Here is a 20,752-nt window from a genome sequence, read left to right as displayed (position 1 = left end):
AAGTTAACTTAGTTAGCCAATGCTAAATACTGCAGAGCAACCTGCTCTGCCTGTACTTGTTTTAGAATATCTGCGTTTTCTACATTTAGCTTATCTGCTAGCACCTGCTTAACGGCATTGGCTAATGCCTCACTTTGTCCAGCGGGTACTAAATATTTACTCAGCTCGCCTGTTAATATCTCGCTTGGTCCAAATGTACAATTAGTACTAACTACCGGAGTACCCACCGCTAAAGCCTCAATTAATACCGTTGGAAGTCCTTCAAAATCAGAACTCAACACTAAAGCTTTGGCATGCTTAATCCAGTTGTACGGGTTTTGTTGAAATCCTGGCACTACTAACTGTTTTTCTATGCCGTATTCCTGTGCAAGCTTTAGCGCTTTAGCCGGTTTATTACATAAAAGTACTAACTTGTATTTTTTATCAAGCTTTGCAAATGCTGCAAATAATATATCGTGGCGTTTTTGTTTGGCGAGTCTTCCTACATGAATTAAGTAGGGCTCATTTGGGATATTGTTATTTTGCTCATTTGCTTGCTGTCTTATTTTTTCAAAATCGAACGGGTTGTAAATAGTCGCAATTGCACTTGGGTTAATTAAATCCCCTTGTATTATTTCTTTTTCAACACCCTTTGATACGCAAATAAGTGATTTACCATTTAAATTTTGCTTACTTTTTTTAAGATATAAATATGAAAATGGACCTAACTTTTTTTGACGTGCAAGTTCTGCATTAACTGAGTTGTGAATAACAAAATGAACATTTTTGATATTACTACGCGCGAGCAAGTTATTACTTCTATCAAGATTAGAAAGCACTAAATCAATATTGCCCAGCTCGCTTTGTTTTTTTTCAAACCACGCTTTTAATCTCAAAATACTGTTTTTTCGCTGCCAGAATCTATCTACTTTAGATGCTCTATCAGTAAATAAACTATCAACTTTAACTATATCAGGAATGTCATACTCAGCGTTGCTCGCAAGAGATAATATAGTGACATTGTGCTGTAGTTTCGCCATTTTTTCAGCCAAAGTAAGCATTACTTTTTCAGCACCACCACCTACTAGTGAATCAATTACAATCACTATATTCATTAGCGATCCCCTATAAGCATATTTTTTATGCCATTAGTGATCACATCGAAGCTATGTGTATTATCAAGTTGGCTATATTTAGCAACGAATTCATTATAGAAAGGCTCGCTAATAACCTGAGCTATTTTCGTAGTGATTTCATCAATATCAAGATTTGCTTTTATGACAACACCTGCATTAACACAATGATCCAAACGTGTATTTTGATCTTTTGAGATAGCACATGCCACAACGGGGGTTTGAACTGCAATTGCTTGCAGTAAAGTATCTCCACCGCTAAGTAATGCGATTTTAGCTTGGCTCATTAATGCCAAAAAATCAGTACTCTGCAAACTTGCTAAACAAGTAACCTCATCACTTTCAGGAATGGCTTTCTTATAATTGGGACCAAACACAACAACTGCTTTTAAACCAGTGTGCTTAGTAATTTTAAGCGCGGCTTTAAAGTAAACATCAGCGCAATTAAGGTTATTTAATACATGTCCGCCTGAGCCAGCATTTACAATAAAATAGCCTTCCGATACTAAGTTATAGCGATTTAAAACATCACGTTTTTGCGCGCAAGAGGCAAATGTAACAAAAGGACCTACATTTCGAGGATGTGCCAAGGGAAACATGTCTAACTTCGTACTTTCAGCCCATGTAAGTGGCTCAATACAATAATCAGGCTGTACAACCCAATGTGTATCAATTAAATTAATTCTGTTAAGTTTTAAGCCTTTAGCACGTTTTTTTGCATGCTGAGAAATGAATATAACTTTAGCGCCTACCTTTTTAGCCGCCTTCATATGCCCTGCACGTCCTGCACAATCAAAAACAACGACATCAGGTTTAAATTGCTCTATAAAGTCGCAAACAAAATCAAGCTCTTTAGTCGCTGAGTGTTCGAGTAGTGTGGCTTCAAAAGGACAATTTCTTGCGTAGCTTGTATGCTTATTTAATATAAAGTGAATATCGAGAGAATCTGCAAGTTCTGCCTTTAAACTTTGAGCCAACAACAACGAGCGCATATATTCACCAATGCCTTCTGGTGATGATACTGGAATAAATAAAAGTCGTTTGTTGCTCATTGCATTCTCAATGTCCTATTTGAGCTCCAGTATATCAATCAGATACTTATTACGATAGACAGGTTGCATTTTAATATATTAAATTAACTCTATAAATTTGATTATTTACTGCAATAGCAGACTTAGATTGATAAACTTAGCCGCAATCTTAATCACAAGGATCTGAACTTTGCGAAACAGAATTTTTCTACTTTCTACTCTTTTTTGCGCTATGAGCGCATCAGTTAATGCTGAGCCATGGGTAAAACCCGATGATTATGGTCTAAGAGCTGATATTCAACAATTAGCTGATGCCGGTGTTATTTTAGCTCCTGTAACTACCTATCCGCTTATGTGGAAAAGTTTTATAAGCGATGTGGAAAGCATGCCGCTGGAGCAATTATCTCCAAGCTTACAAGATGCTTTACTTCGCGTTAAACATCGATATAAATCGGAAAATAGTAGCTCACATAGTCTTCAATTATCAGCTTTTGCAGCCACAGATCCAATCATAGCAACAAGCTTTGGTGCAACAAATACTCAAGAAACAGAGCTTTCAGCAGCTTACGCTTATTTAGGCGATAACTTTGCAGCTAAAGTAGCTATAAACTATAGAAAAGACGGTAAAAAATGTTTAGTTGATGGAAAAACGACTGACGATATAGTTACCGATGAGCAAGCTTTAACCGATTGTAACGATACCTCACTTGATAATAGTTACTTAGCTTACCGTTTAGGTAACTGGATTTTTAGAGCCGGTGCTGTTGAACAATTTTGGGGACCTGGTGTTGATAACAGCTTAATTATGTCAGGTAATGCGAAACCTTTACCTGCACTAAGTGTTACTCGAGAAAAAAGTACTGCTTTTGAGACACCATGGCTGAGCTGGATTGGTCAATGGAGCTTTACAGCACAAATGGCAAAGCTTGAGTCTACGCGTGTTATACCTGATGCTTTACTGTGGAGTACTCGTGTTAATTTTCGCCCTATTCAACAGTTAGAAATTGCACTTAGCTGGTCTGCACAATGGGCAGGTGACGGACAACCGGGCTCTGCGGGTGATTTTATTGATGTCATAACAGGGCAAACTGCATGTATCGATGGCAATGAGAGTTGTGATAGCCAGTTAGAGTCGAAAATAGGTAATCAATTGGCTGGTATTGATATTCGTTGGTCAGATACCTTATTTGATCAACCATATGCGGTTTATGCCAGTACTATAGGTGAAGATGCTAGCTCACAGTTTAAACCCGCTGATAGAGCTTACTTATTTGGTCTGCAAACAACACAGCGCATTTATGCTCAAAACATATTAGTAAATGTTGAATATATAGATACTGGTGTTTCATGCCAAGCTGAATCAATAGTTGAAAATTGTTACTATGAGCATGATACTTATAAGTCTGGCTATCGCTACCATGGACGCACTATTGGTTCGACGTATGATAATGATGCGCAATCAGTTGTCCTAACACTACTTGGTCAGCTTTCTAATGGTGATGATTGGCAGTTGAAATTACGCAGTGTTGATTACAATAGTGACAATAGCGATTGGTACCCTAGCAATCCAGATTTAGGTAACAGCATAACTAAAACAGCCTACAACAGTAAGCAATTAGAACTTCGTTACAGAATGCTTTCTATGGGAGGACGCGTCACTTTAGGTGCTTTTGCGTCTAACAACGACGGTGCTGAAAACGATACTTCTGCGTTTGCTAAGTACGAATATAACTTTTAATACGTTACTTTTAATAAAGTAACGTATTAAAAGTAAGAAAGGGATGAAAACAGTGTTTTCATCCCTTTTTTGTATTTTTTAGCAAACTAAATCAGTAATTACTGTTTAATTTTACTAATTACTTTTGATGTTGAGCATCCATCTAAAAATTCAAGCACTTCAACTTTTCCGCCATGGCGAAGTACATGCTCAGCACCCGCTATTTGCTCTACGGTGTAGTCGCCACCCTTAACTAAAATATCAGGGCTTATCTGCTCGATTAATTTAGCGGGAGTATCGTTTTCATCTAGACTACCAAACGGAATAACCCAATCAACTGATGAAAGTGCGCTAAGTACCATTGCACGCTCATCTAGCGGGTTAATAGGACGATCTGCCCCCTTTAAGCGCGTAATAGATTCATCATTATTTAATCCAACAACGAGTCTATCGCCTCGGGCTTTAGCTTGTGCTAAATAACGCACATGCCCAGCATGTAAAATATCAAAGCAGCCATTAGTAAATACAATGGTTTCGCCATTTTGTTTTGCAAACTCAATATGTTGAAGGACATCATCAAATGGTGTTTGGTAATGCTCACCAGTAGTATGTAAATACTGACCAAGCTTACGACTTAACTCTTCTGGCGAAACTGTAGCTGCACCAAATTTACTAACCGCTATACCTGCCGCTAAGTTAGCAATTTCGACAGCATCTTTAGGTTCCATGCCCGCACCAAGCATAACGGCTAATGTAGCTATAACCGTATCACCAGCCCCAGTCACATCACTTACTTCAAGTTCTTGTGCTGCAAAATCAAATTTTTCATCTGCATTAATTAACGACATACCTTGCTCAGAACGCGTAAGCAACATGGCTTTAATGCCATTTTTGCTAATTAAATCACGTGCACTTGCAGCTAAAGCTTCTTCTGAATCGGTTTGACCACCCGCTAACTTAAACTCATGTAAATTAGGCGTAATGTAATCAGCACCTTCATATAAATGTAAATCTGGCGATTTAGGGTCGATTAAAACCGTTTTTCCGGCGCCCTTAGCAAGGCTTACCATCTCTTTAATTAAGCTTAAAGATCCTTTGCTGTAATCAGAGAACACAATAAAATCGTATTCATCAAGTACAAGCTCTAAACGGTTTAATAAAAGTTGGCTGTGTTGCTCGGTAAATGTTTCTTCTAAATCAAGACGAACCAGTTGTTGGTGGCGGCTAATAACACGCATTTTTGAAATAGTCGGTAAATCACATACACTGACTAATTGTGAACTTATTTTTTCACCTTTTAGAATAGTCTCTAAAATCTGCCCGCTTTCGTCTTCACCAATTAAGCCCAGTAAGCCAACTTTTGCATCTAACCGGGCTATATTTTTTGCAACGTTAGCTGCGCCGCCCGCTTTATCTTCAAATTTACTTACTTTAACAACAGGTACTGGCGCTTCAGGCGAAATACGCCCGGTATCACCGTACCAATAACGGTCTAGCATTACGTCGCCAACAACTAATATTCGTGCCGCTGATAAGTTTTTTAATAACGATAAATCCATTACTGCTGCTCCGCAACAACCATATCCATGGCTTCACATAACCAGTGACCTATAAACATGTGAGCTTCTTGAATACGTGCTGTTTCGTCATTTTTTATAATGATAGGTAACTTAGCAATATCTTTTACTTTACCGCCATCACGTCCAGTTAATGCCACTGTAAAAGCGCCTAGTTTATTTGCAGCTTCTAATGCTAAATTAATATTATTACTAGTACCTGATGTGGTTAAACCAATCACTAAATCTTCTGGCTTACATAGCGCTTGAACTTGGCGTTCAAACACCGTATCAAAGTGATAATCGTTGCTGTGTGCTGTTAAAATTGATGTATCTGTAGTCAATGCCATTGAGGCAAGCGGACCACGTTCTAATTTATAACGCACTACAAATTCTGCTGCTAAATGCTGCGCATCGGCTGCACTACCGCCGTTACCAAACCAAACAATCTTGCCACCAGCTTGTAATGCACTGTGGCATGCTTCTAACAGTTGCATAGATTCTTGATGATAAGCTTCCATCGTTTCAAATAATGCTTGATGACGGTTTAATGTTTCAACGTAGCTAGTTGCCACTGAATCGATAATTGACATGAAAAATTCCTCTAGGAACTGAAATAGCAGGGAAAAATTAAATCCATTATTCCATAATTTTATTTAATTGTGTGCATTTTATCGGGTTATAACTGAACCCAGACCATATTTTATTGTGAGTATGTTTAGAAAACGGCTATTTCACGGTAAACTAACGCCACCTCCCTTTAAGAAAGATCAGTATGGCACGCATTTTTTACTCTCTAGCATTAATTTTTATTAGCCCACTGATTGTATTTTATCTCTATATTTTACGAGGTAAAAAAAACCAAGGTTATCGTGCACACTTTAAAGAGCGCTTTGGGTTTGTCAGTAAGTCTTTATTTACGACTAAAACCAAACCTTTAGTTTTTCATTGTGCTTCTGTTGGTGAGGTACTTGCCGCAACGCCGCTTATTAAAGCTCTTCAAAAAGCGCATCCAAATTTAAATATACTTATAACCTGTAATACTCCAACAGGCAGAGAGCAAATACTTAGCCAGTTTAAAAATACTGTGGCGTGTAGCTACTTACCAATCGATTTTCCGTTTGCGACAGCCCGATTTTTAAAGCGTATAAAGCCACAAGCATTATGTATTTTAGAAACAGAGCTATGGCCAAATTTAATGGCGATAAGTCACAAAAAAAATATACCGGTACTTGTTATCAATGCAAGACTCTCTGAAAAGTCGCAGCAGGGTTATCAAAAGGTCGCTAAATTAACGCATATTATTATGCGCTCAATTACAGTACTTGCGAGTCATAACAAGGCAGATGCAGAGCGTTTTATAGAGCTTGGTCTCGAAACTTCAAAAAGCCATGTAACAGGCTCTATAAAATTTGATATAACACCAAGTGACGAGCAATTAGCCAAAGTACTCAACCTTAAACAGCTTTATAACAGTAATGAAGACAATAACGATGAACGCTTTGTATGGGTAGCAGGTTCAACACATCCTATTGAGCATGAGTTGGTACTTTCAGCCCATCAAGAGTTACTAAAAAAGCAACCTAATGCATTACTTATAATTGCCCCGCGCCATCCAGAGCAATTTGATAAAGTAGCTGAGCTTTTAACACAAAGCCCACTTAGTTTTAGCCGTCGTAGCCAAAATAACTACAACAATGAACAAGTACTCCTTGCTGATACGCTTGGTGAATTACAGTGTTTATATGGCTCTGCAAATGTGAGCTTTATTGGTGGCAGCTTAATACGCAGAGGTGGGCATAACCCACTGGAATCAGCTGCGTTTTCGGTAGGTTTAATAACAGGTCCACACACATACAATTTTGATCATGTTTATCCCGAGCTAATAAAACTTAAAGGCACTGTAGTGGTTGATAGCTATGACGCACTAGCAAAGCAGCTCATAACGTTTAGCCAAAACACAAAAGCGTGCCAAACCTTAGGTATTAAAGCTGCGCAATGCGTAACTAAAAACCAAGGTGCTATACAAAAAACACTTACCATTATTAATCAATATTTAGAGCCAAAACCGTGACCAACATAGCTATAAGCCAAACCCGTGAATGGGTGTCATCTGTTATTGTTAAATATAACTTTTGCCCATTTGCACGTAAAGAAGTAGAAAACAACTGTATTCATTACATAGTAAGCCCTGCAGCAACTATGGATGATGCCGTAATGGATATGCTTGAGCAATGTGTTGAGCTTGACCGCGAACCAGAGCGCGAAACAACCCTTATCATGTTTGACAACGGCTTTAGTGATTTTGAAGACTTTTTAGACTTGGTCGATTTAGCTAATGCACTTTTAGTCGCGCAGGGGTTTGAAGGGAAGTATCAAATTGCTAACTTTCATCCTGATTACGTATTTGCCGACAGCGATGAAACTGATGCCGCAAATTACACAAATAGAGCGCCCTTTCCTACTTTGCATTTAATTCGCGAAGCAAGTATGAGCGAAGCACTTGATAGTTATAACGAGCCTGAATCTATTCCAGAGCATAATATAAACCTAGCAAGGCGTAAGGGTATTGATTTTTGGCAGCAGTTACTCGAAGGCTGTAAAAAACCGAGCGCTTAAATGCTCGGTTTTATTTTGGTTTGTAAAAACTTTGTGCAAAACTTTTTACAAAACAAGGCAATAACTAACGCTTATTTTTTAACCCAGTTACCATTTACTTCAACGTAATGACCACTTTGGGTTTTTTCAATTGTTTTAGCGGCAGCAAGTGCTTCTACTTGTGAAAGTGACAAGTTATTCTTTTTAGCCAGCTTTAAGTACTGCGCTTTACGCTTTGCATTTATGTCATCAACAACTGCTTTTGCTTCTGCGTTTTGTACAACGAGCCCTAAATAACCAGAGCTATCTTCACCTACAAAACCTTGGTTTTTAGCGTCATCAAGGCTAATAGCCCACGCAGAGAACGACATACATACTGCACTAACTAACGTAATAATATTTAATTTTTTCTTCGTATTCATGTTTTAGCTCCTTAAAATAACTCACTGTCGTCACTAAACAAACTGTCGAGTTCTTTATCTACTTTTACGCGAATTTCGTGATCGACCTTCACATTTAAATTAATAGTAATGGGCTCTTTAGCAGACACCTCAACTCGGTGCGTGCAGGCACTTAGTGCACTAATAGCACCTAGCGCGAGCAGTACTTTTATCAATAACGACTGTCTCATTATTAGTTTCCTTTTTGTGAGTATTGTTGCTCAACTTTTTGTGTAATTTCGTCACTTAAACGCAGTGCGCGTAAAAGTGTAAATACGTTTTCTTCGTGGTTATAATTAAAGTTAACTTGCTGCTGCTCTTGTTTATTATAGCCTTGTAAATTAACCCCAAGCTTTAACCAGCCATCGTTTTTTAATGCCACACTGCTATTAAGTTTTTGAATATCTAAATTAGTTAATAGCCCTAATACAGGTTGCAACTCTTGCTGTTGCTGCATTACTGAATCAAACGCGGCATTATTGGTGATTTTTAAATTACCTGTTCCTTGGCTAAATAAACTACCGTCAATTATTTCAATTTTTCCACTATCAAAATGGACAGGTAAAGACCCCGCCAAGCGTCCCGTTAATACAATGCCCGACTTATCGTCGAGTGTAACGAGTTTACTTGCATCAATATTTTCAAACTTAACATTGGCAACTTGGTTTGGCTTCCCTATTGTGTAGGTATCTAACGAAAATTCGCCACCAAACACACTTCCTTTTACATCATTTATAAGCGCGGTATTACTACTCACTTGCCATTGCCCTTTAATCGCTTTAACTACGGCACCCGCTCTAAACTCATTTAAATTAAAGGTAGTTGGTTTTACATTAAGCTTACCTGAATTATATTCCCCGCTAAATACACTGTTTAAATCACTCGCAAGGTAATCGTTATACAGTGCACTTGTATGACTAATCCCCATATTGAACAGTGCATTTTGTAAGTTTATATCGCCACTAATATAGCCATTAAATTCGCCCTCTGTTAGTTGTGCAAGTGGCTCAAATTGCCTAATAAGCGCATTTAACAGCAGCGTACTTTGTTCAGGAATAATGACTTCAAACGGATGAGCTTGCGACGACATATGATGATTTACAACTAACTCAACATCGTTTATAAATGCGTGATGCGTGGCTTTTAGTGCACGGCTTTGCAAGCCTGTAGACTCTACTTTTATATTATTAAGTTTTATGTCGGGGCTATTAACAGCCTTTATATTCGTTTTTGCAGTTAGATCAGCAAATAACTCACCTACGCCTAAATTAGCATTTGCTGTTAATGTGTTACTTATATCTGTGACTTTAAATTCTTTATATTCTGCGCTTTTTAACTGCTGCGTTAACGCTACCTCTGCGTTTAACTGTTTATCCATTTTTGCTGTTAAATCACCTTGGTATTGCACTGCACTTATATCAAACGCATCTACACTATTAAGCGTTAATTTAGCATTTATAAGCCCAATTGGTTTTGAGTCTATAAACTCACTTATATTAAAGTGACCACTAAGGCTAAGCCCATTCGCTGTTGCAGGTGCAAACTCAGGCAAGCCTTCAAGCATAACGGCGTAATCGCCTTTAATTGCAGCGCTAGATATCTGAGCATTAACGCTAATATTATTTATATCGGGTGTATTTATTTGAGCTGATAAATTTGTCTGTAAGTACTCAAGTGGAGATGTAATATTTAGTGTTGTATCTGTTATTAAAAAATCAAATTGCTTATCGCCTTCACTCATCAAATTAATTACAGGTACACTGAGCTCACTAGCCTCTAAGCTAATTGATTGAGGGAGTTTAAGTTGCCAATTTAAAGGAACTTGTTTGCTAATAAAGCCTGCATATTCACTCGGTGGTATTAACTCAATACAGCTTGGTGTTAAATTAATTTTGTTATTAAGCAAATCGGTATTAAACATTAACGCTTGGCTATTTAAATTAAAATGAGTCGTCAATTTACCAGTGGTTAATACGTTAACTTGGCACTGCTGATTTGTATGAGAAAATTCATACGTGTGAGCAAGCTGGGAACTAATATCACCATTTAACTCAAGTTCTATACCATCAAAGCTAAACGCTTGCTGAGTATTAAAGTTAAAATCTGCGATTAATGTATTTTTAGTGTTTATAACCTGCTTTAAAAGTGTGTCATTAATTTCAAACTGACCACTTACTTTATTAGCAGTCAAAATTGCACTCGCGTTTATATCACCCGTAACATTAAATTTATTTAGCTCGGGTTCTAATATACTTATTTTAAGTGACTTATTGAGCTCGTCACTTTTTACTACAAGCTGTTTAATGCTGATTAATGGGCGATTTAAGGGAAGTGCTAAATCGAGATTTTTAGCAAGTTGATTAGCATTATCACTTTTAGGGAGTGAATTAACTGCTAGCACTGCATTTTTAATATCTATACGCTTTGTATTTGCAGTAATACCAGTGAGTTGTAACTGTTGATTTTGGTAATTTACACACACTTTATCAGCATGAATATTTAGTTCAGACGTAATTGAAAAATCGAGACAACTTAACGTAATGCCTGCTTTTTTGAGCTCAGGCGCAATAGCCCACTGTAATAAAGGCAAGCGAAATACATAACCAAGCAGTAAGGTACTTAGCAATACAGCCCCAACAATTAAACCAACTCGCTTAAACATACTATCCTTAAATGCTTTGTGCTTTTAGCTAAAACTATACTAATCAAAAAAGGCTGCACAATGCAGCCTTTTTTATTTTACAGTAAGATTATGAATCTAACTTGTATAAACGCAAATGTAATTAACCTACGTTTTTACGTGCGTTACGGAACATACGCATCCACGGGCTATCCTCGACCCACTCATCAGGATGCCAAGAGTTGGCAACGCTTCTGAATACACGTTCTGGATGCGGCATCATTACAGTGGCGCGACCATCAGTTGACGTAATACCTGTAATACCTTCTGGAGATCCATTAGGGTTAGCTGGGTACTGCGTTGTAGGGTTACCGTAGTTATCTACAAACTTAACCGCTACAGTGCCGCTATTAAGCGCCGCTTTAGTGGCTGCATCGTTTGCAAACTCAGCATGACCTTCACCATGAGAAACCGCTATAGGCATACGCGAGCCAGCCATTCCGTTAAAGAACACAGACGGGTTTTCTTGTATTTCTACTAAACTAAAGCGTGCTTCAAAACGTTCTGATTTATTAGTTACAAAGCGCGGCCAATGTTCAGTGCCAGGGATCAACTCTTTTAATGTTGATAACATTTGGCAACCGTTACATACACCTAAGCTAAAGGTATCTTCACGGTGGAAGAAGTTTTGGAACTGATCGCGTGCCATGTCGTTAAACAAAATAGACTTAGCCCAACCTTCACCCGCACCAAGTACGTCACCGTATGAGAAACCACCACATGCCACTAAACCTTTAAATTGCTCTAGTGTTAAACGACCTTCTAAAATGTCGCTCATGTGTACATCAACGGCTGCAAAACCTGCGCGATTAAACGCTGCCGCCATTTCTAAATGAGAGTTAACACCTTGCTCACGTAAAATAGCCATTTGCGGTTTAGCACCGGTTGCAATATATGGTGCAGCTATATCTTCGTTTAAATCAAAGTTTAGTTTTACGTTTAAGCCTGGATCTTTTGCATCAAACTTTGCATCAAACTCTTGCTTAGCACACTCAGGGTTATCACGGCGTGCTTGCATTTGATACGTTGTTTCAGCCCAAATAGTACGAAGCTCAGTACGCGTATGATTAAGTACCGTATTTTCGCCACGGTTAAATATAATCGTATCATCGCTGTTAAGCGTGCCAATGTTGTGACTAATTGCTGCTATACCATGTTGTTCAAACACTGCATTTACCGCATCTAAATCACTATTTGCAACTTGAATGACCGCACCTAGCTCTTCGTTATAAAGCGCTTCAATGTCTGAACCTGTTAAAGCTGCTAAATCAACCGTTACACCGGTATGACCCGTAAACGCCATTTCAGCAACCGTGGTAAATAAACCACCGTCTGAGCGGTCATGATAAGCAAGTAATTTACTATCGGCCACAAGCGCTTGCATTGCGTTATAAAAGCCTTTTAATAACTCTGGGCTATCTACATCAGGTGTTACATCACCTAATTGCTTATAAACTTGCGCAAGGCTTGATGCGCCCATGCGGTTTTTACCCGCACCTAAATCAACTAATATAAGCGATGTGTCGCCTTTATCTGTGCGCAGTTGTGGCGTTACTGTTTTACGTACGTCGTCAACACGACCAAACGCAGTTATAACCAGTGAAAGCGGCGATGTTACTGACTTCTCTTGTGAATCACCTTCATCTTTCCATGTCGTTTTCATTGACATAGAATCTTTACCCACTGGAATCGTTAAACCAAGCGCAGGACAAAGCTCTTCGCCTACTGCTTTAACCGCTTCATATAAACCAGCATCTTCACCTGGGTGACCCGCTGCTGCCATCCAGTTTGCCGATAACTTAATGTTTTCAAGGCTACCGATGTTTGCACAGGCAATATTAGTTAACGACTCAGCTACAGCTAAACGAGCAGATGCACCGTAATTAAGTAATGCTGCAGGAGTACGCTCACCGAGTGACATAGCTTCACCGTGGTAAGTATCATACGTTGCCGCAGTTACTGCACAGTTAGCAACAGGTACTTGCCAAGGACCGACCATTTGATCGCGCGCTACTAAACCCGTAACTGAGCGATCGCCGATTGTTATTAGGAATGTTTTTTCTGCAATGGCTGGTAAACGCATTAAGCGCTGCGCTGCATCTGCTGCATTTATTAATGTAGTATCAAGCGCTTTACCAACAACTTGCTTTGACGTTACATCGCGGTGCATTTTAGGTGCTTTACCTAATAATACGTCCAGCGGTAAATCAACAGGGTTATTTTCAAAATGGCTGTCTGACACTGTTAAGTGAGGTTCAGCGGTTGCTTCACCAATAACAGCGTACTGGGCACGTTCACGCTTACAAATTGCTTCAAAGCGATCAAAGTCCTCTACGCCAACAGCGAGTACATAACGTTCTTGTGATTCATTACACCAAATTTCGTGTGGTGCCATGCCTGGCTCATCGTTAGGAATACTACGTAATTGGAACTTACCACCACGTCCGCCATCATTAACAAGCTCAGGGAACGCATTTGATAAACCGCCAGCACCTACATCGTGGATGAATGCAATTGGGTTTTCGTCACCTAGCTGCCAACATTTATCGATAACTTCTTGGCAACGACGTTCCATTTCTGGGTTTTCGCGTTGTACTGAAGCAAAATCTAAATCTTCGTTTGATTGACCTGAAGCCATGCTTGATGCAGCACCACCGCCTAAACCAATGTTCATTGCAGGTCCACCTAACGCAATTAATTTAGCGCCAACAGGAATATCGCCTTTTTGAACATGATCAGAGCGAATATTACCTAAACCACCGGCAAGCATAATTGGTTTATGGTAACCACGTACTTCTTCGCCATTATGGCTTGTTACTTTTTCTTCGTAAGTACGGAAGTAGCCTAATAAGTTTGGACGACCGAACTCATTATTAAATGCAGCGCCACCTAGTGGACCTTCTGTCATTATATCAAGTGCGTTTACAATACGACCCGGTTTACCAAAATCGCTTTCCCATGGTTGCTCGTAACCTGGAATACGTAAATTTGATACAGTAAAGCCAACTAAACCTGCTTTTGGCTTAGAGCCACGACCAGTTGCGCCTTCATCGCGAATCTCACCACCAGAGCCTGTAGCCGCACCAGAGAATGGCGCGATAGCTGTTGGGTGGTTATGCGTTTCAACTTTCATTAGTATTTCAATGTCTTCTTGATGATACGCATATTCACCTTGCGCATTTGGGAAGAAGCGACCCGCTTTTGAGCCTTTCATTACTGCCGCGTTATCTTTATACGCCGACAATACATTTTCAGGATTTAACTCAAACGTATTTTTAATCATTTTAAACAGCGATTTTGGCTGCTCTTTTCCATCGATTGTCCAGTCAGCATTAAATATTTTATGGCGACAATGCTCTGAGTTTGCTTGTGCAAACATAAACAATTCGATGTCGTTAGGGTTACGTCCTAACTTTATAAAGTTTTCTACCAAGTAATCTATTTCGTCATCAGCAAGGGCAAAACCTTGCTCAACATTTGCTATTGCTAATGCTTCGCGTCCGCCACCTAAAATATCAACAGACGACATTTGGCGCGGTGCATCACTGCGAAACAGTTGTGCAGCATCTTCAAGCTCACTATGCGTGGCTTCGGTCATACGGTCGTGCAATAACGCAATTACTTGTGCAAGTTGTTCTGCGTTTAAGTCACCTTCAACATAATAAGCAATACCGCGTTCAACACGGTGAACCTGTTTTAAACCACAGTTATGGGCAATATCGGTTGCTTTAGATGCCCAAGGTGAAATGGTACCTGGGCGAGGTGTAACAAGTACAAGTTTGCCAGCTGGGGTATGCTCAGCAATAGTTGGACCGTAAGTTAATAGTTTTTCAAGCTTGGTTTGCTCGGAGCTACTCAACGGCGATGTTAAATCGGCAAAGTGAGCATACTCGGCGTATACGTTAGTGACTGGAAGTTGCGATTGTTGGCAACGCGCTAAAATTTTATTAACTCTGAACTCTGACAGTGCTGGTGCACCACGAAGGATCAACATAGGTAATTTCATCCGGGGTTAGGGATTGAACGATATTTTAGGCACGCATTATAGTCCAATTAGCATTCAGATTTAACTCAAAATTACGCTTTTCATAAAATTAACTTTTTAGCTTTATTTATAGCCTCTTTTGGTTAATAAAATAAAACGTAAAGTGACGCGATGGCTTAGTTTTGCTATAACGGTGGCTGGCGAGCTTAAGGGGCACTCAATGTTGAAAGAAAAACTAATAATAATCATTACTTTAGTTATGCTGTTATGTGCATGCGATATGCAAGAGCAGCCAACTCAACTCGCCCAAATAAAAGAACACAATAAAATACGTGTGGGTACCCTTGCCAGTGCTAGTAATTATTATCAAGCCGTTCAAGGTGAGCAAGGCTTTGAATATGAGTTATCTCAAGCCTTCGCTGAATATTTAGGAGTAGAGCTTGAAATAGTCCCTTTCTTTAACTTATCTGACATGTTTGAACGCCTTGAAAGCGGTGATTTAGACTTAATAGCGTCAGGACTTACCTATAATAAAACCCGTGCAGAGCAATACCGTTACGGACCAACTTACAGAACAATCAGCCAAAAGTTAGTTTATAAACAAGGGCGCGTTCGTCCTCGAGAGTTTGACGATTTAGATGGCAACTTTACGGTTATAGCTAAAAGTAGCCACTCGCTTACTCTACAAAAAATGAAGAAGAACAATCCAGATCTGACTTGGATAGAAAGCGAAGAGTTTGATGAAGAAGAACTACTTCAAGCAGTTATTGATGGAGAGATAGATTACACACTCGCTGATACGCATACGCTATCGCTGTTTCGCCGTTATCACCCAAATTTAAGCATTGGTTTTTCAGTTAGCCATAACGACCCGATTGCATGGATACTTAATAAATCTAAAGACGACTCTTTATATGCGTTGTTGGTGCCATTTTTTGGTGACGTTAAGCAAAGTAACCAGCTCTATGTACTTGAAGAAAAATACTTTGGTCACGTACGCCAATTTAACTATGTAAATACCCTTGCTTATATCGAAGCAATTAAAGAAACCTTACCAACATACCAGCCATGGTTTGAACAATATGCAGGTAGCCTTGACTGGCGGTTATTAGCGGCACTAAGCTATCAAGAATCTATGTGGAATCCTCGCGCTAAATCACCAACAGGTGTGCGCGGCATCATGATGCTAACTCGCAGTACAGCCAAACAAGTAGGTGTTACTAACCGGTTAGAACCAGAGCAAAACATTCGTGGTGGCGCTAAATACTTAAGCAAGCTTATTAAACGTATTCCTGACCGTATCCCGCAACCCGACCGCACATGGCTTGCTTTGGCCGGATACAATGTAGGTTGGGGGCACGTTAACGACGCACGTATAATTACCGAACAGCAAGGTGCAAGTCCTGACAAATGGGCTGATGTAAAAAAACGCCTACCGCTATTAATTAAAAAGCGCTATTACCGTAAAACTCGCTACGGTTATGCCCGAGGCGATGTAGCTGTTAAATATGTCGATAATATTCGTCGCTATTACGATGCACTTGTTTGGCTAGATGAAAATGATGCTATTGCTGCAGAGCCTGAGCCAGAACCAATTACAGAGTTGAGCACTGATACTGAGCTAAAGCTAAAGCTAAACGAAAAAAGTGAAGTGAAAAGTAAGGCCGACGAAGCTCAAACAGAAAAAAACAACCTATAATCGAACCCGAACAGTCGAGTGAAAACAATGGCTAAGATTAATATAAGTACCCGTTTATTGAGTATGTCAGTAAGCAAAATTTAAGTAAATTAAATATCTGTTTACTTGTCACCAAATGATCACTAATGTGTGTTAATTGTATATCATTATTTTATAAGATATACCCGTGCCTTTCTCACTCTTGCATTAGGAGAAAACATGCTAAAACGTAGACGCACACAAAGATTAAAACGCAATGTCATTTATTCAACGGCCACACGTCGTCGTGTTATGTTGCGAAAACTACACAAAAAAATCATCTGGCGTCGCCGAATGTTTGCTATGCAGCAAATGGCTGAATCAGAAATAGAGCCAATCGCTAGTTAACTTTAGTTAGGCTTATTTATTTGATCATCACGAGCAGCTTTCTTAGCTGCTTTAATTTGCGCTCTTCTACGTTTAAAAAAATTCGAAATAGTATCCCCGCACTGCTGTGCCAAAACACCACCGCACACCTCAACTTGATGATTTAACTTAGGCTCTTGTAATAAATTCATAATTGAACCCGCAGACCCTGTTTTAGCATCGACTGCTCCAAATACTAAACGCTTTATTCTACTATGCACTAACAATCCCGCACACATAGAACATGGCTCTAACGTTACGTATAGGGTGCAATCAATTAAGCGGTAATTGTTAAGGACTTTTCCAGCTTCTCGCACTGCAATCATTTCGGCATGGGCAGATGGGTCATTATCCGTTATTGAGCGGTTATACCCGACTGAAACTAGCTGGTTATCTTTGACTACAATTGCTCCAACCGGAATTTCATCAAGCAGCTCTGCTTGCTTTGCATACAAAAGCGCTTGTTCCATCCAGTAGGAATCATCAAATGGTTCGTTCATTATTTCTACTTAAATAACCTTTTATGCTGTAATTATACCTAGTTAGCACTCTAAAGTGCGCCATTCATTACTTTATTCCAAAAATAAAACAATATTTACCCGTTTGTAATGGCTCACTCGTGCTGATTTACGCTATAATCTCACGCTTTTTTTATTTAGCTCACAACACGGGTAGCAAATGAAATTTCCTGGACGCCGCAGGCATAAACATTATTTTCCAGTGGAAGCCAAAGATCCACTTACCAATCAACTTAACGCAACAGAGCGATTACAACGTAGTTATATTACGGGTATCGATCAGATCGTTGTTGATATAGAGGCAAAAGTTGATCAAGCTTTCCTTGACGAATTTCAACTACGTAGAGGGATGTCGCAAGTTATTGATAGCGATACAACAAACGCCTTATACGATCGTTTAAAATTAAACAATATGGTTGATTTTGAGTTTGCCGGTGGAACCATTGGTAACACTATGCACAACTACTCTGTACTTGCAGATGATCGCTCAGTTTTATTAGGCGTAATGAGCGAAAATATAAAAATAGGTAGCTACGCTTACCGTTTTTTATGTAATACCTCAAGCCGTGTAGACTTAAACTACCTTCAACCAGTTGATGGGCCTGTAGGCCGTTGTTTTACATTAATTGATGAAACCGGTGAGCGTACTTTTGCAATAAGTGCAGGCCTAATGAATCACTTACGTCCTGAATCTATCGATAAAGACCTTATTGAGAATTCATCAGCGTTAGTGATTAGTGCCTATCTTATGCGTACTCAAGGTAGCGAAACAATGACTGAAGCCACTATGCAAGCGGTAAAATACGCTAATGACGCAGGTGTGCCAGTTGTGCTTACACTCGGTACTAAGTTCTTAATTGAACAAGACCCTACTTGGTGGGCAAACTTTGTTGAAAAGCATGTTGATATTCTTGCTATGAACGAAGAAGAAGGTTTAGCTATTACAGGTTTTGAAGATCCTCTTCTAGCTGCTGATAAAGCACTTGATTGGGTAGACTTAGTTATTTGTACCGCTGGCGAAAAAGGCTTATTTATGGCCGGCTACGTAGACGAAAGCTTAAAGCGTGAAACCGAATACCCGTTACTACCAGGCGCCATACCTGATTTTAACCGTTACGAATTCTCACGAGCTATGCGTAAAGATGAGTGTGATGAACCTATCAGAGCATATAGTCATACGGCCCCATTTATGGGGGGACCTGATTCAATCAAAAACACCAATGGTGCAGGTGACTGCGCACTTGCGGCTGTACTACATGATTTGTCAGCGAATGTTTACCATAAGCTTAATGTGGCAAACTCAGCTAAACATCAGCAACAAGCTATTACTTACTCGTCACTATCGCAAATTAGTAAATATGCTAACCGAGCGAGCTATGAAGTATTAGTTCAGCACTCTCCGCGTTTATCTCGTGGTTTACCTGAACGTGAAGATTGTTTAGAACAAGTTTATTGGGAACAATAAATAACGGTGGGAGCAATTATTGCTCCCTATCGATTTCCTAAAAAATAGAAATATCGAGCTTTTTAGATAGCAGTTCTAATGCTGCTATTCCTGCAACGGAGTTACCAAACGAATTAAGCCCCGGAGAATAAACAGCTACAGTAAACTTATTTGGTAACACAGCTAAAATAGTTCCTGACACTCCCGACTTACCTGGCATGCCCACTCTGTAACCAAAATCACCCGCAGCATCATATAAACCACTCGTGAATAAAAGCGAATTAAGCTGTTTATTCTGACGACTACTTAAAACACGATTGCCCGATCGATTATCAACACCCTTATTAGCTAAAAAATTATAAGCTTTTGCTAATTCAATACAGTTGAGCTCAATAGAGCAAAAGTTAAAGTAAGCCCACAAAACATCATCAACTTCATTTTCAAAATTACCAAACGATTTCATCAAATGCGCCATCGCAGCATTTCGGTGCCTGAACTCATACTCTGAATTAGCGACTTTTTTATCAATTACTATGCTTCTATTACCAGCTAATAACCTGAAGGTTTCGAGCATAGAATGCATTGGCGCAGATAAGCGGCTGTATAACGCATCACACGTTACAATTGCGCCTGCATTGATGAATGGGTTTCGAGGTATTCCCTTTTCAAACTCAAGCTGTGTAAGCGAGTTAAAGGCTGTACCTGAGGGTTCCTTTCCGACTCTATGCCAAAGTTCATCACCATAACGCTGTAGTGCCATAGTAAGTGTCATAACTTTAGAAACTGATTGAATAGTGAAGCGTTGAGAACAATCCCCCGCACATACAGTTTCACCATCAGTTGTATAAATAGCGATAGAAAATTGTTCCGGATCAACCTCGGCAAGCGCCGGTATATAATCAGCTACTTTCCCTTGTGATAATAAAGGACGTACTTCATATGCTATTTCATCAAGCACCTTTTGGTAATCAGCTGTAGGCAATCTAGACCTCTATATCGTCATTCATAAAAATTGGATTTTAACACGCGCGATTAAGTGCACCTAGTTTTGTTGTCGAATTTAACGGTGAGATTTTACTAAATTTAAATAGAAAAAAACGTCACATTACTGTATCTGGTTTCTCTTAATTAAATTCATGATGCCCACTGCGGTGGAGAGTCACAGTGCAAATGCTACGAACTCATTGTCGAGCGGAGGTTTTTATGATTTTAGCGTCGGGAGTCGCTACGCTCGCCCGACCTACGTGATAGGTGTTGATGTGAGTGGGTGTTAATTGCGCGTACTTCATTTTTCTGCAGACATAAAAAAGCCCGAATCTTAAATTCGAGCGCTCTACAATGTGAAGTCGGTGCGCTACGCAGTAGGATGTCGTAGTGCCCACAGCGGTAGAGAGTCACAGTGAAATACTACACTATTATTAATCGTATCATCTCTTAGTATGCTGAGTTTTACTAATTTCAAAAAGCAAAAAACCCGTTACATTGCTGTAACGGGTTTCTCTTAATTAAATCCTGGTAATGTCCTACTTTCACATAGCAAATGCTACACTATCATCGGCGCTGTTTCGTTTCACTACTGAGTTCGGCA

Annotated in this window: 16 protein-coding genes; 6 read left to right on the top strand and 10 right to left on the bottom strand. The window is 39.5% G+C overall.

Features of this window, described 5'->3' with window-relative positions:
- Positions 1–8 precede the first annotated feature (8 nt).
- On the bottom strand, positions 9–1,094 hold the full coding sequence (locus AAEY68_RS13265) for a glycosyltransferase (protein ID WP_024594086.1): 1,086 nt from the start codon (positions 1,092–1,094) through the stop codon (positions 9–11).
- Positions 1,094–2,164 carry a hypothetical protein gene (locus AAEY68_RS13260; RefSeq protein WP_024594087.1) on the bottom strand — a complete coding sequence of 357 codons (1,071 nt, stop codon included), beginning with the start codon at positions 2,162–2,164 and terminating at the stop codon, positions 1,094–1,096. The genes AAEY68_RS13265 and AAEY68_RS13260 overlap by 1 nt, the downstream gene beginning before the upstream one ends.
- A 211-nt stretch (positions 2,165–2,375) precedes the next feature.
- Between AAEY68_RS13260 and AAEY68_RS13255 the strand changes: the two genes are divergently transcribed.
- Positions 2,376–3,881, top strand: coding sequence for a capsule assembly Wzi family protein (locus AAEY68_RS13255; RefSeq protein ID WP_081707872.1), 1,506 nt, complete (start codon positions 2,376–2,378; stop codon positions 3,879–3,881).
- A 98-nt stretch (positions 3,882–3,979) separates the two neighbouring features.
- Here the strand turns inward: AAEY68_RS13255 and hldE are convergent, their stop codons facing one another.
- Together hldE and AAEY68_RS13245 are read right to left on the bottom strand one after the other, a co-directional pair.
- The gene (hldE, locus tag AAEY68_RS13250) at positions 3,980–5,419 is read right to left on the bottom strand and encodes a bifunctional D-glycero-beta-D-manno-heptose-7-phosphate kinase/D-glycero-beta-D-manno-heptose 1-phosphate adenylyltransferase HldE (RefSeq protein ID WP_165729385.1); all 1,440 of its coding nucleotides are present in this window, start codon (positions 5,417–5,419) and stop codon (positions 3,980–3,982) included.
- Positions 5,419–6,009: an SIS domain-containing protein gene (locus tag AAEY68_RS13245; protein ID WP_002961065.1), complete on the bottom strand. Its 591-nt coding sequence runs from the start codon at positions 6,007–6,009 to the stop codon at positions 5,419–5,421. Before AAEY68_RS13245 ends, hldE begins: the two co-directional genes overlap by 1 nt.
- 182 nt (positions 6,010–6,191) lie before the next feature.
- Here AAEY68_RS13245 and waaA point away from each other — a divergent pair, with 182 nt between their 5' ends.
- Positions 6,192–7,490: a lipid IV(A) 3-deoxy-D-manno-octulosonic acid transferase gene (waaA, locus tag AAEY68_RS13240; RefSeq protein WP_024594091.1), complete on the top strand. Its 1,299-nt coding sequence runs from the start codon at positions 6,192–6,194 to the stop codon at positions 7,488–7,490.
- Positions 7,487–8,035 carry a DUF1415 domain-containing protein gene (locus AAEY68_RS13235; RefSeq protein WP_024591451.1) on the top strand — a complete coding sequence of 183 codons (549 nt, stop codon included), beginning with the start codon at positions 7,487–7,489 and terminating at the stop codon, positions 8,033–8,035. Before waaA ends, AAEY68_RS13235 begins: the two co-directional genes overlap by 4 nt.
- Positions 8,036–8,106: 71 nt before the next feature.
- Here AAEY68_RS13235 and AAEY68_RS13230 read toward each other — a convergent pair whose 3' ends face one another.
- The 4 genes from AAEY68_RS13230 to purL form a co-directional block, all read right to left on the bottom strand.
- The gene (locus AAEY68_RS13230) at positions 8,107–8,436 is read right to left on the bottom strand and encodes a YdbL family probable chaperone protein (RefSeq protein WP_007584701.1); all 330 of its coding nucleotides are present in this window, start codon (positions 8,434–8,436) and stop codon (positions 8,107–8,109) included.
- Positions 8,437–8,447: 11 nt separating this feature from the next.
- Positions 8,448–8,645, bottom strand: coding sequence for a YnbE family lipoprotein (locus AAEY68_RS13225; RefSeq protein ID WP_007584699.1), 198 nt, complete (start codon positions 8,643–8,645; stop codon positions 8,448–8,450).
- A gap of 2 nt (positions 8,646–8,647) precedes the next feature.
- Positions 8,648–11,116: an intermembrane phospholipid transport YdbH family protein gene (locus AAEY68_RS13220; RefSeq protein WP_024594092.1), complete on the bottom strand. Its 2,469-nt coding sequence runs from the start codon at positions 11,114–11,116 to the stop codon at positions 8,648–8,650.
- A 121-nt stretch (positions 11,117–11,237) separates the two neighbouring features.
- Positions 11,238–15,128, bottom strand: a complete 3,891-nt coding sequence (purL, locus tag AAEY68_RS13215; protein WP_350586094.1) for a phosphoribosylformylglycinamidine synthase — start codon at positions 15,126–15,128, stop codon at positions 11,238–11,240.
- A gap of 211 nt (positions 15,129–15,339) precedes the next feature.
- Here purL and mltF point away from each other — a divergent pair, with 211 nt between their 5' ends.
- Together mltF and AAEY68_RS13205 are read left to right on the top strand one after the other, a co-directional pair.
- Complete coding sequence (mltF, locus tag AAEY68_RS13210; protein WP_350586092.1) at positions 15,340–16,818, top strand: membrane-bound lytic murein transglycosylase MltF; 1,479 nt, start codon at positions 15,340–15,342, stop codon at positions 16,816–16,818.
- A 198-nt stretch (positions 16,819–17,016) separates the two neighbouring features.
- A complete protein-coding gene (locus tag AAEY68_RS13205; protein ID WP_007584688.1) occupies positions 17,017–17,184 on the top strand; it encodes a hypothetical protein in 168 nt (55 codons plus the stop codon).
- A gap of 2 nt (positions 17,185–17,186) precedes the next feature.
- Here the strand turns inward: AAEY68_RS13205 and tadA are convergent, their stop codons facing one another.
- The gene (gene tadA, locus AAEY68_RS13200; protein WP_010554384.1) at positions 17,187–17,702 is read right to left on the bottom strand and encodes a tRNA adenosine(34) deaminase TadA; all 516 of its coding nucleotides are present in this window, start codon (positions 17,700–17,702) and stop codon (positions 17,187–17,189) included.
- 178 nt (positions 17,703–17,880) lie between these two features.
- Between tadA and AAEY68_RS13195 the strand changes: the two genes are divergently transcribed.
- Entirely contained in the window at positions 17,881–19,185 is a 1,305-nt protein-coding gene (locus tag AAEY68_RS13195) for an inosine/guanosine kinase (protein WP_010554383.1), read from the top strand.
- A 37-nt stretch (positions 19,186–19,222) separates the two neighbouring features.
- Here the strand turns inward: AAEY68_RS13195 and glsB are convergent, their stop codons facing one another.
- Positions 19,223–20,146 carry a glutaminase B gene (gene glsB / locus AAEY68_RS13190; protein ID WP_024594093.1) on the bottom strand — a complete coding sequence of 308 codons (924 nt, stop codon included), beginning with the start codon at positions 20,144–20,146 and terminating at the stop codon, positions 19,223–19,225.
- Positions 20,147–20,752: the final 606 nt, after the last annotated feature.

The organism is Pseudoalteromonas sp. RB2-MNA-CIBAN-0110 (assembly GCF_040309305.1).
GTDB lineage: Bacteria > Pseudomonadota > Gammaproteobacteria > Enterobacterales > Alteromonadaceae > Pseudoalteromonas > Pseudoalteromonas arctica.
Note: the sequence above shows the minus strand (reverse complement) of the source record. Positions and strands in the feature narration are given on the sequence as shown.

What these genes read in the sequence shown, in the direction of transcription:
- hldE (WP_165729385.1), bottom strand. Translation starts at nt 5,419, where the DNA reads ATGGATTTATCGTTATTAAAAAACTTATCAGCGGCACGAATATTAGTT.
- AAEY68_RS13260 (WP_024594087.1), bottom strand. Translation starts at nt 2,164, where the DNA reads ATGAGCAACAAACGACTTTTATTTATTCCAGTATCATCACCAGAAGGC.
- AAEY68_RS13195 (WP_010554383.1), top strand. Translation starts at nt 17,881, where the DNA reads ATGAAATTTCCTGGACGCCGCAGGCATAAACATTATTTTCCAGTGGAA.
- AAEY68_RS13255 (WP_081707872.1), top strand. Translation starts at nt 2,376, where the DNA reads ATGAGCGCATCAGTTAATGCTGAGCCATGGGTAAAACCCGATGATTAT.
- AAEY68_RS13205 (WP_007584688.1), top strand. Translation starts at nt 17,017, where the DNA reads ATGCTAAAACGTAGACGCACACAAAGATTAAAACGCAATGTCATTTAT.
- mltF (WP_350586092.1), top strand. Translation starts at nt 15,340, where the DNA reads ATGTTGAAAGAAAAACTAATAATAATCATTACTTTAGTTATGCTGTTA.
- AAEY68_RS13265 (WP_024594086.1), bottom strand. Translation starts at nt 1,094, where the DNA reads ATGAATATAGTGATTGTAATTGATTCACTAGTAGGTGGTGGTGCTGAA.
- AAEY68_RS13230 (WP_007584701.1), bottom strand. Translation starts at nt 8,436, where the DNA reads ATGAATACGAAGAAAAAATTAAATATTATTACGTTAGTTAGTGCAGTA.
- AAEY68_RS13225 (WP_007584699.1), bottom strand. Translation starts at nt 8,645, where the DNA reads ATGAGACAGTCGTTATTGATAAAAGTACTGCTCGCGCTAGGTGCTATT.
- AAEY68_RS13245 (WP_002961065.1), bottom strand. Translation starts at nt 6,009, where the DNA reads ATGTCAATTATCGATTCAGTGGCAACTAGCTACGTTGAAACATTAAAC.
- purL (WP_350586094.1), bottom strand. Translation starts at nt 15,128, where the DNA reads ATGTTGATCCTTCGTGGTGCACCAGCACTGTCAGAGTTCAGAGTTAAT.
- tadA (WP_010554384.1), bottom strand. Translation starts at nt 17,702, where the DNA reads ATGAACGAACCATTTGATGATTCCTACTGGATGGAACAAGCGCTTTTG.
- AAEY68_RS13220 (WP_024594092.1), bottom strand. Translation starts at nt 11,116, where the DNA reads ATGTTTAAGCGAGTTGGTTTAATTGTTGGGGCTGTATTGCTAAGTACC.
- waaA (WP_024594091.1), top strand. Translation starts at nt 6,192, where the DNA reads ATGGCACGCATTTTTTACTCTCTAGCATTAATTTTTATTAGCCCACTG.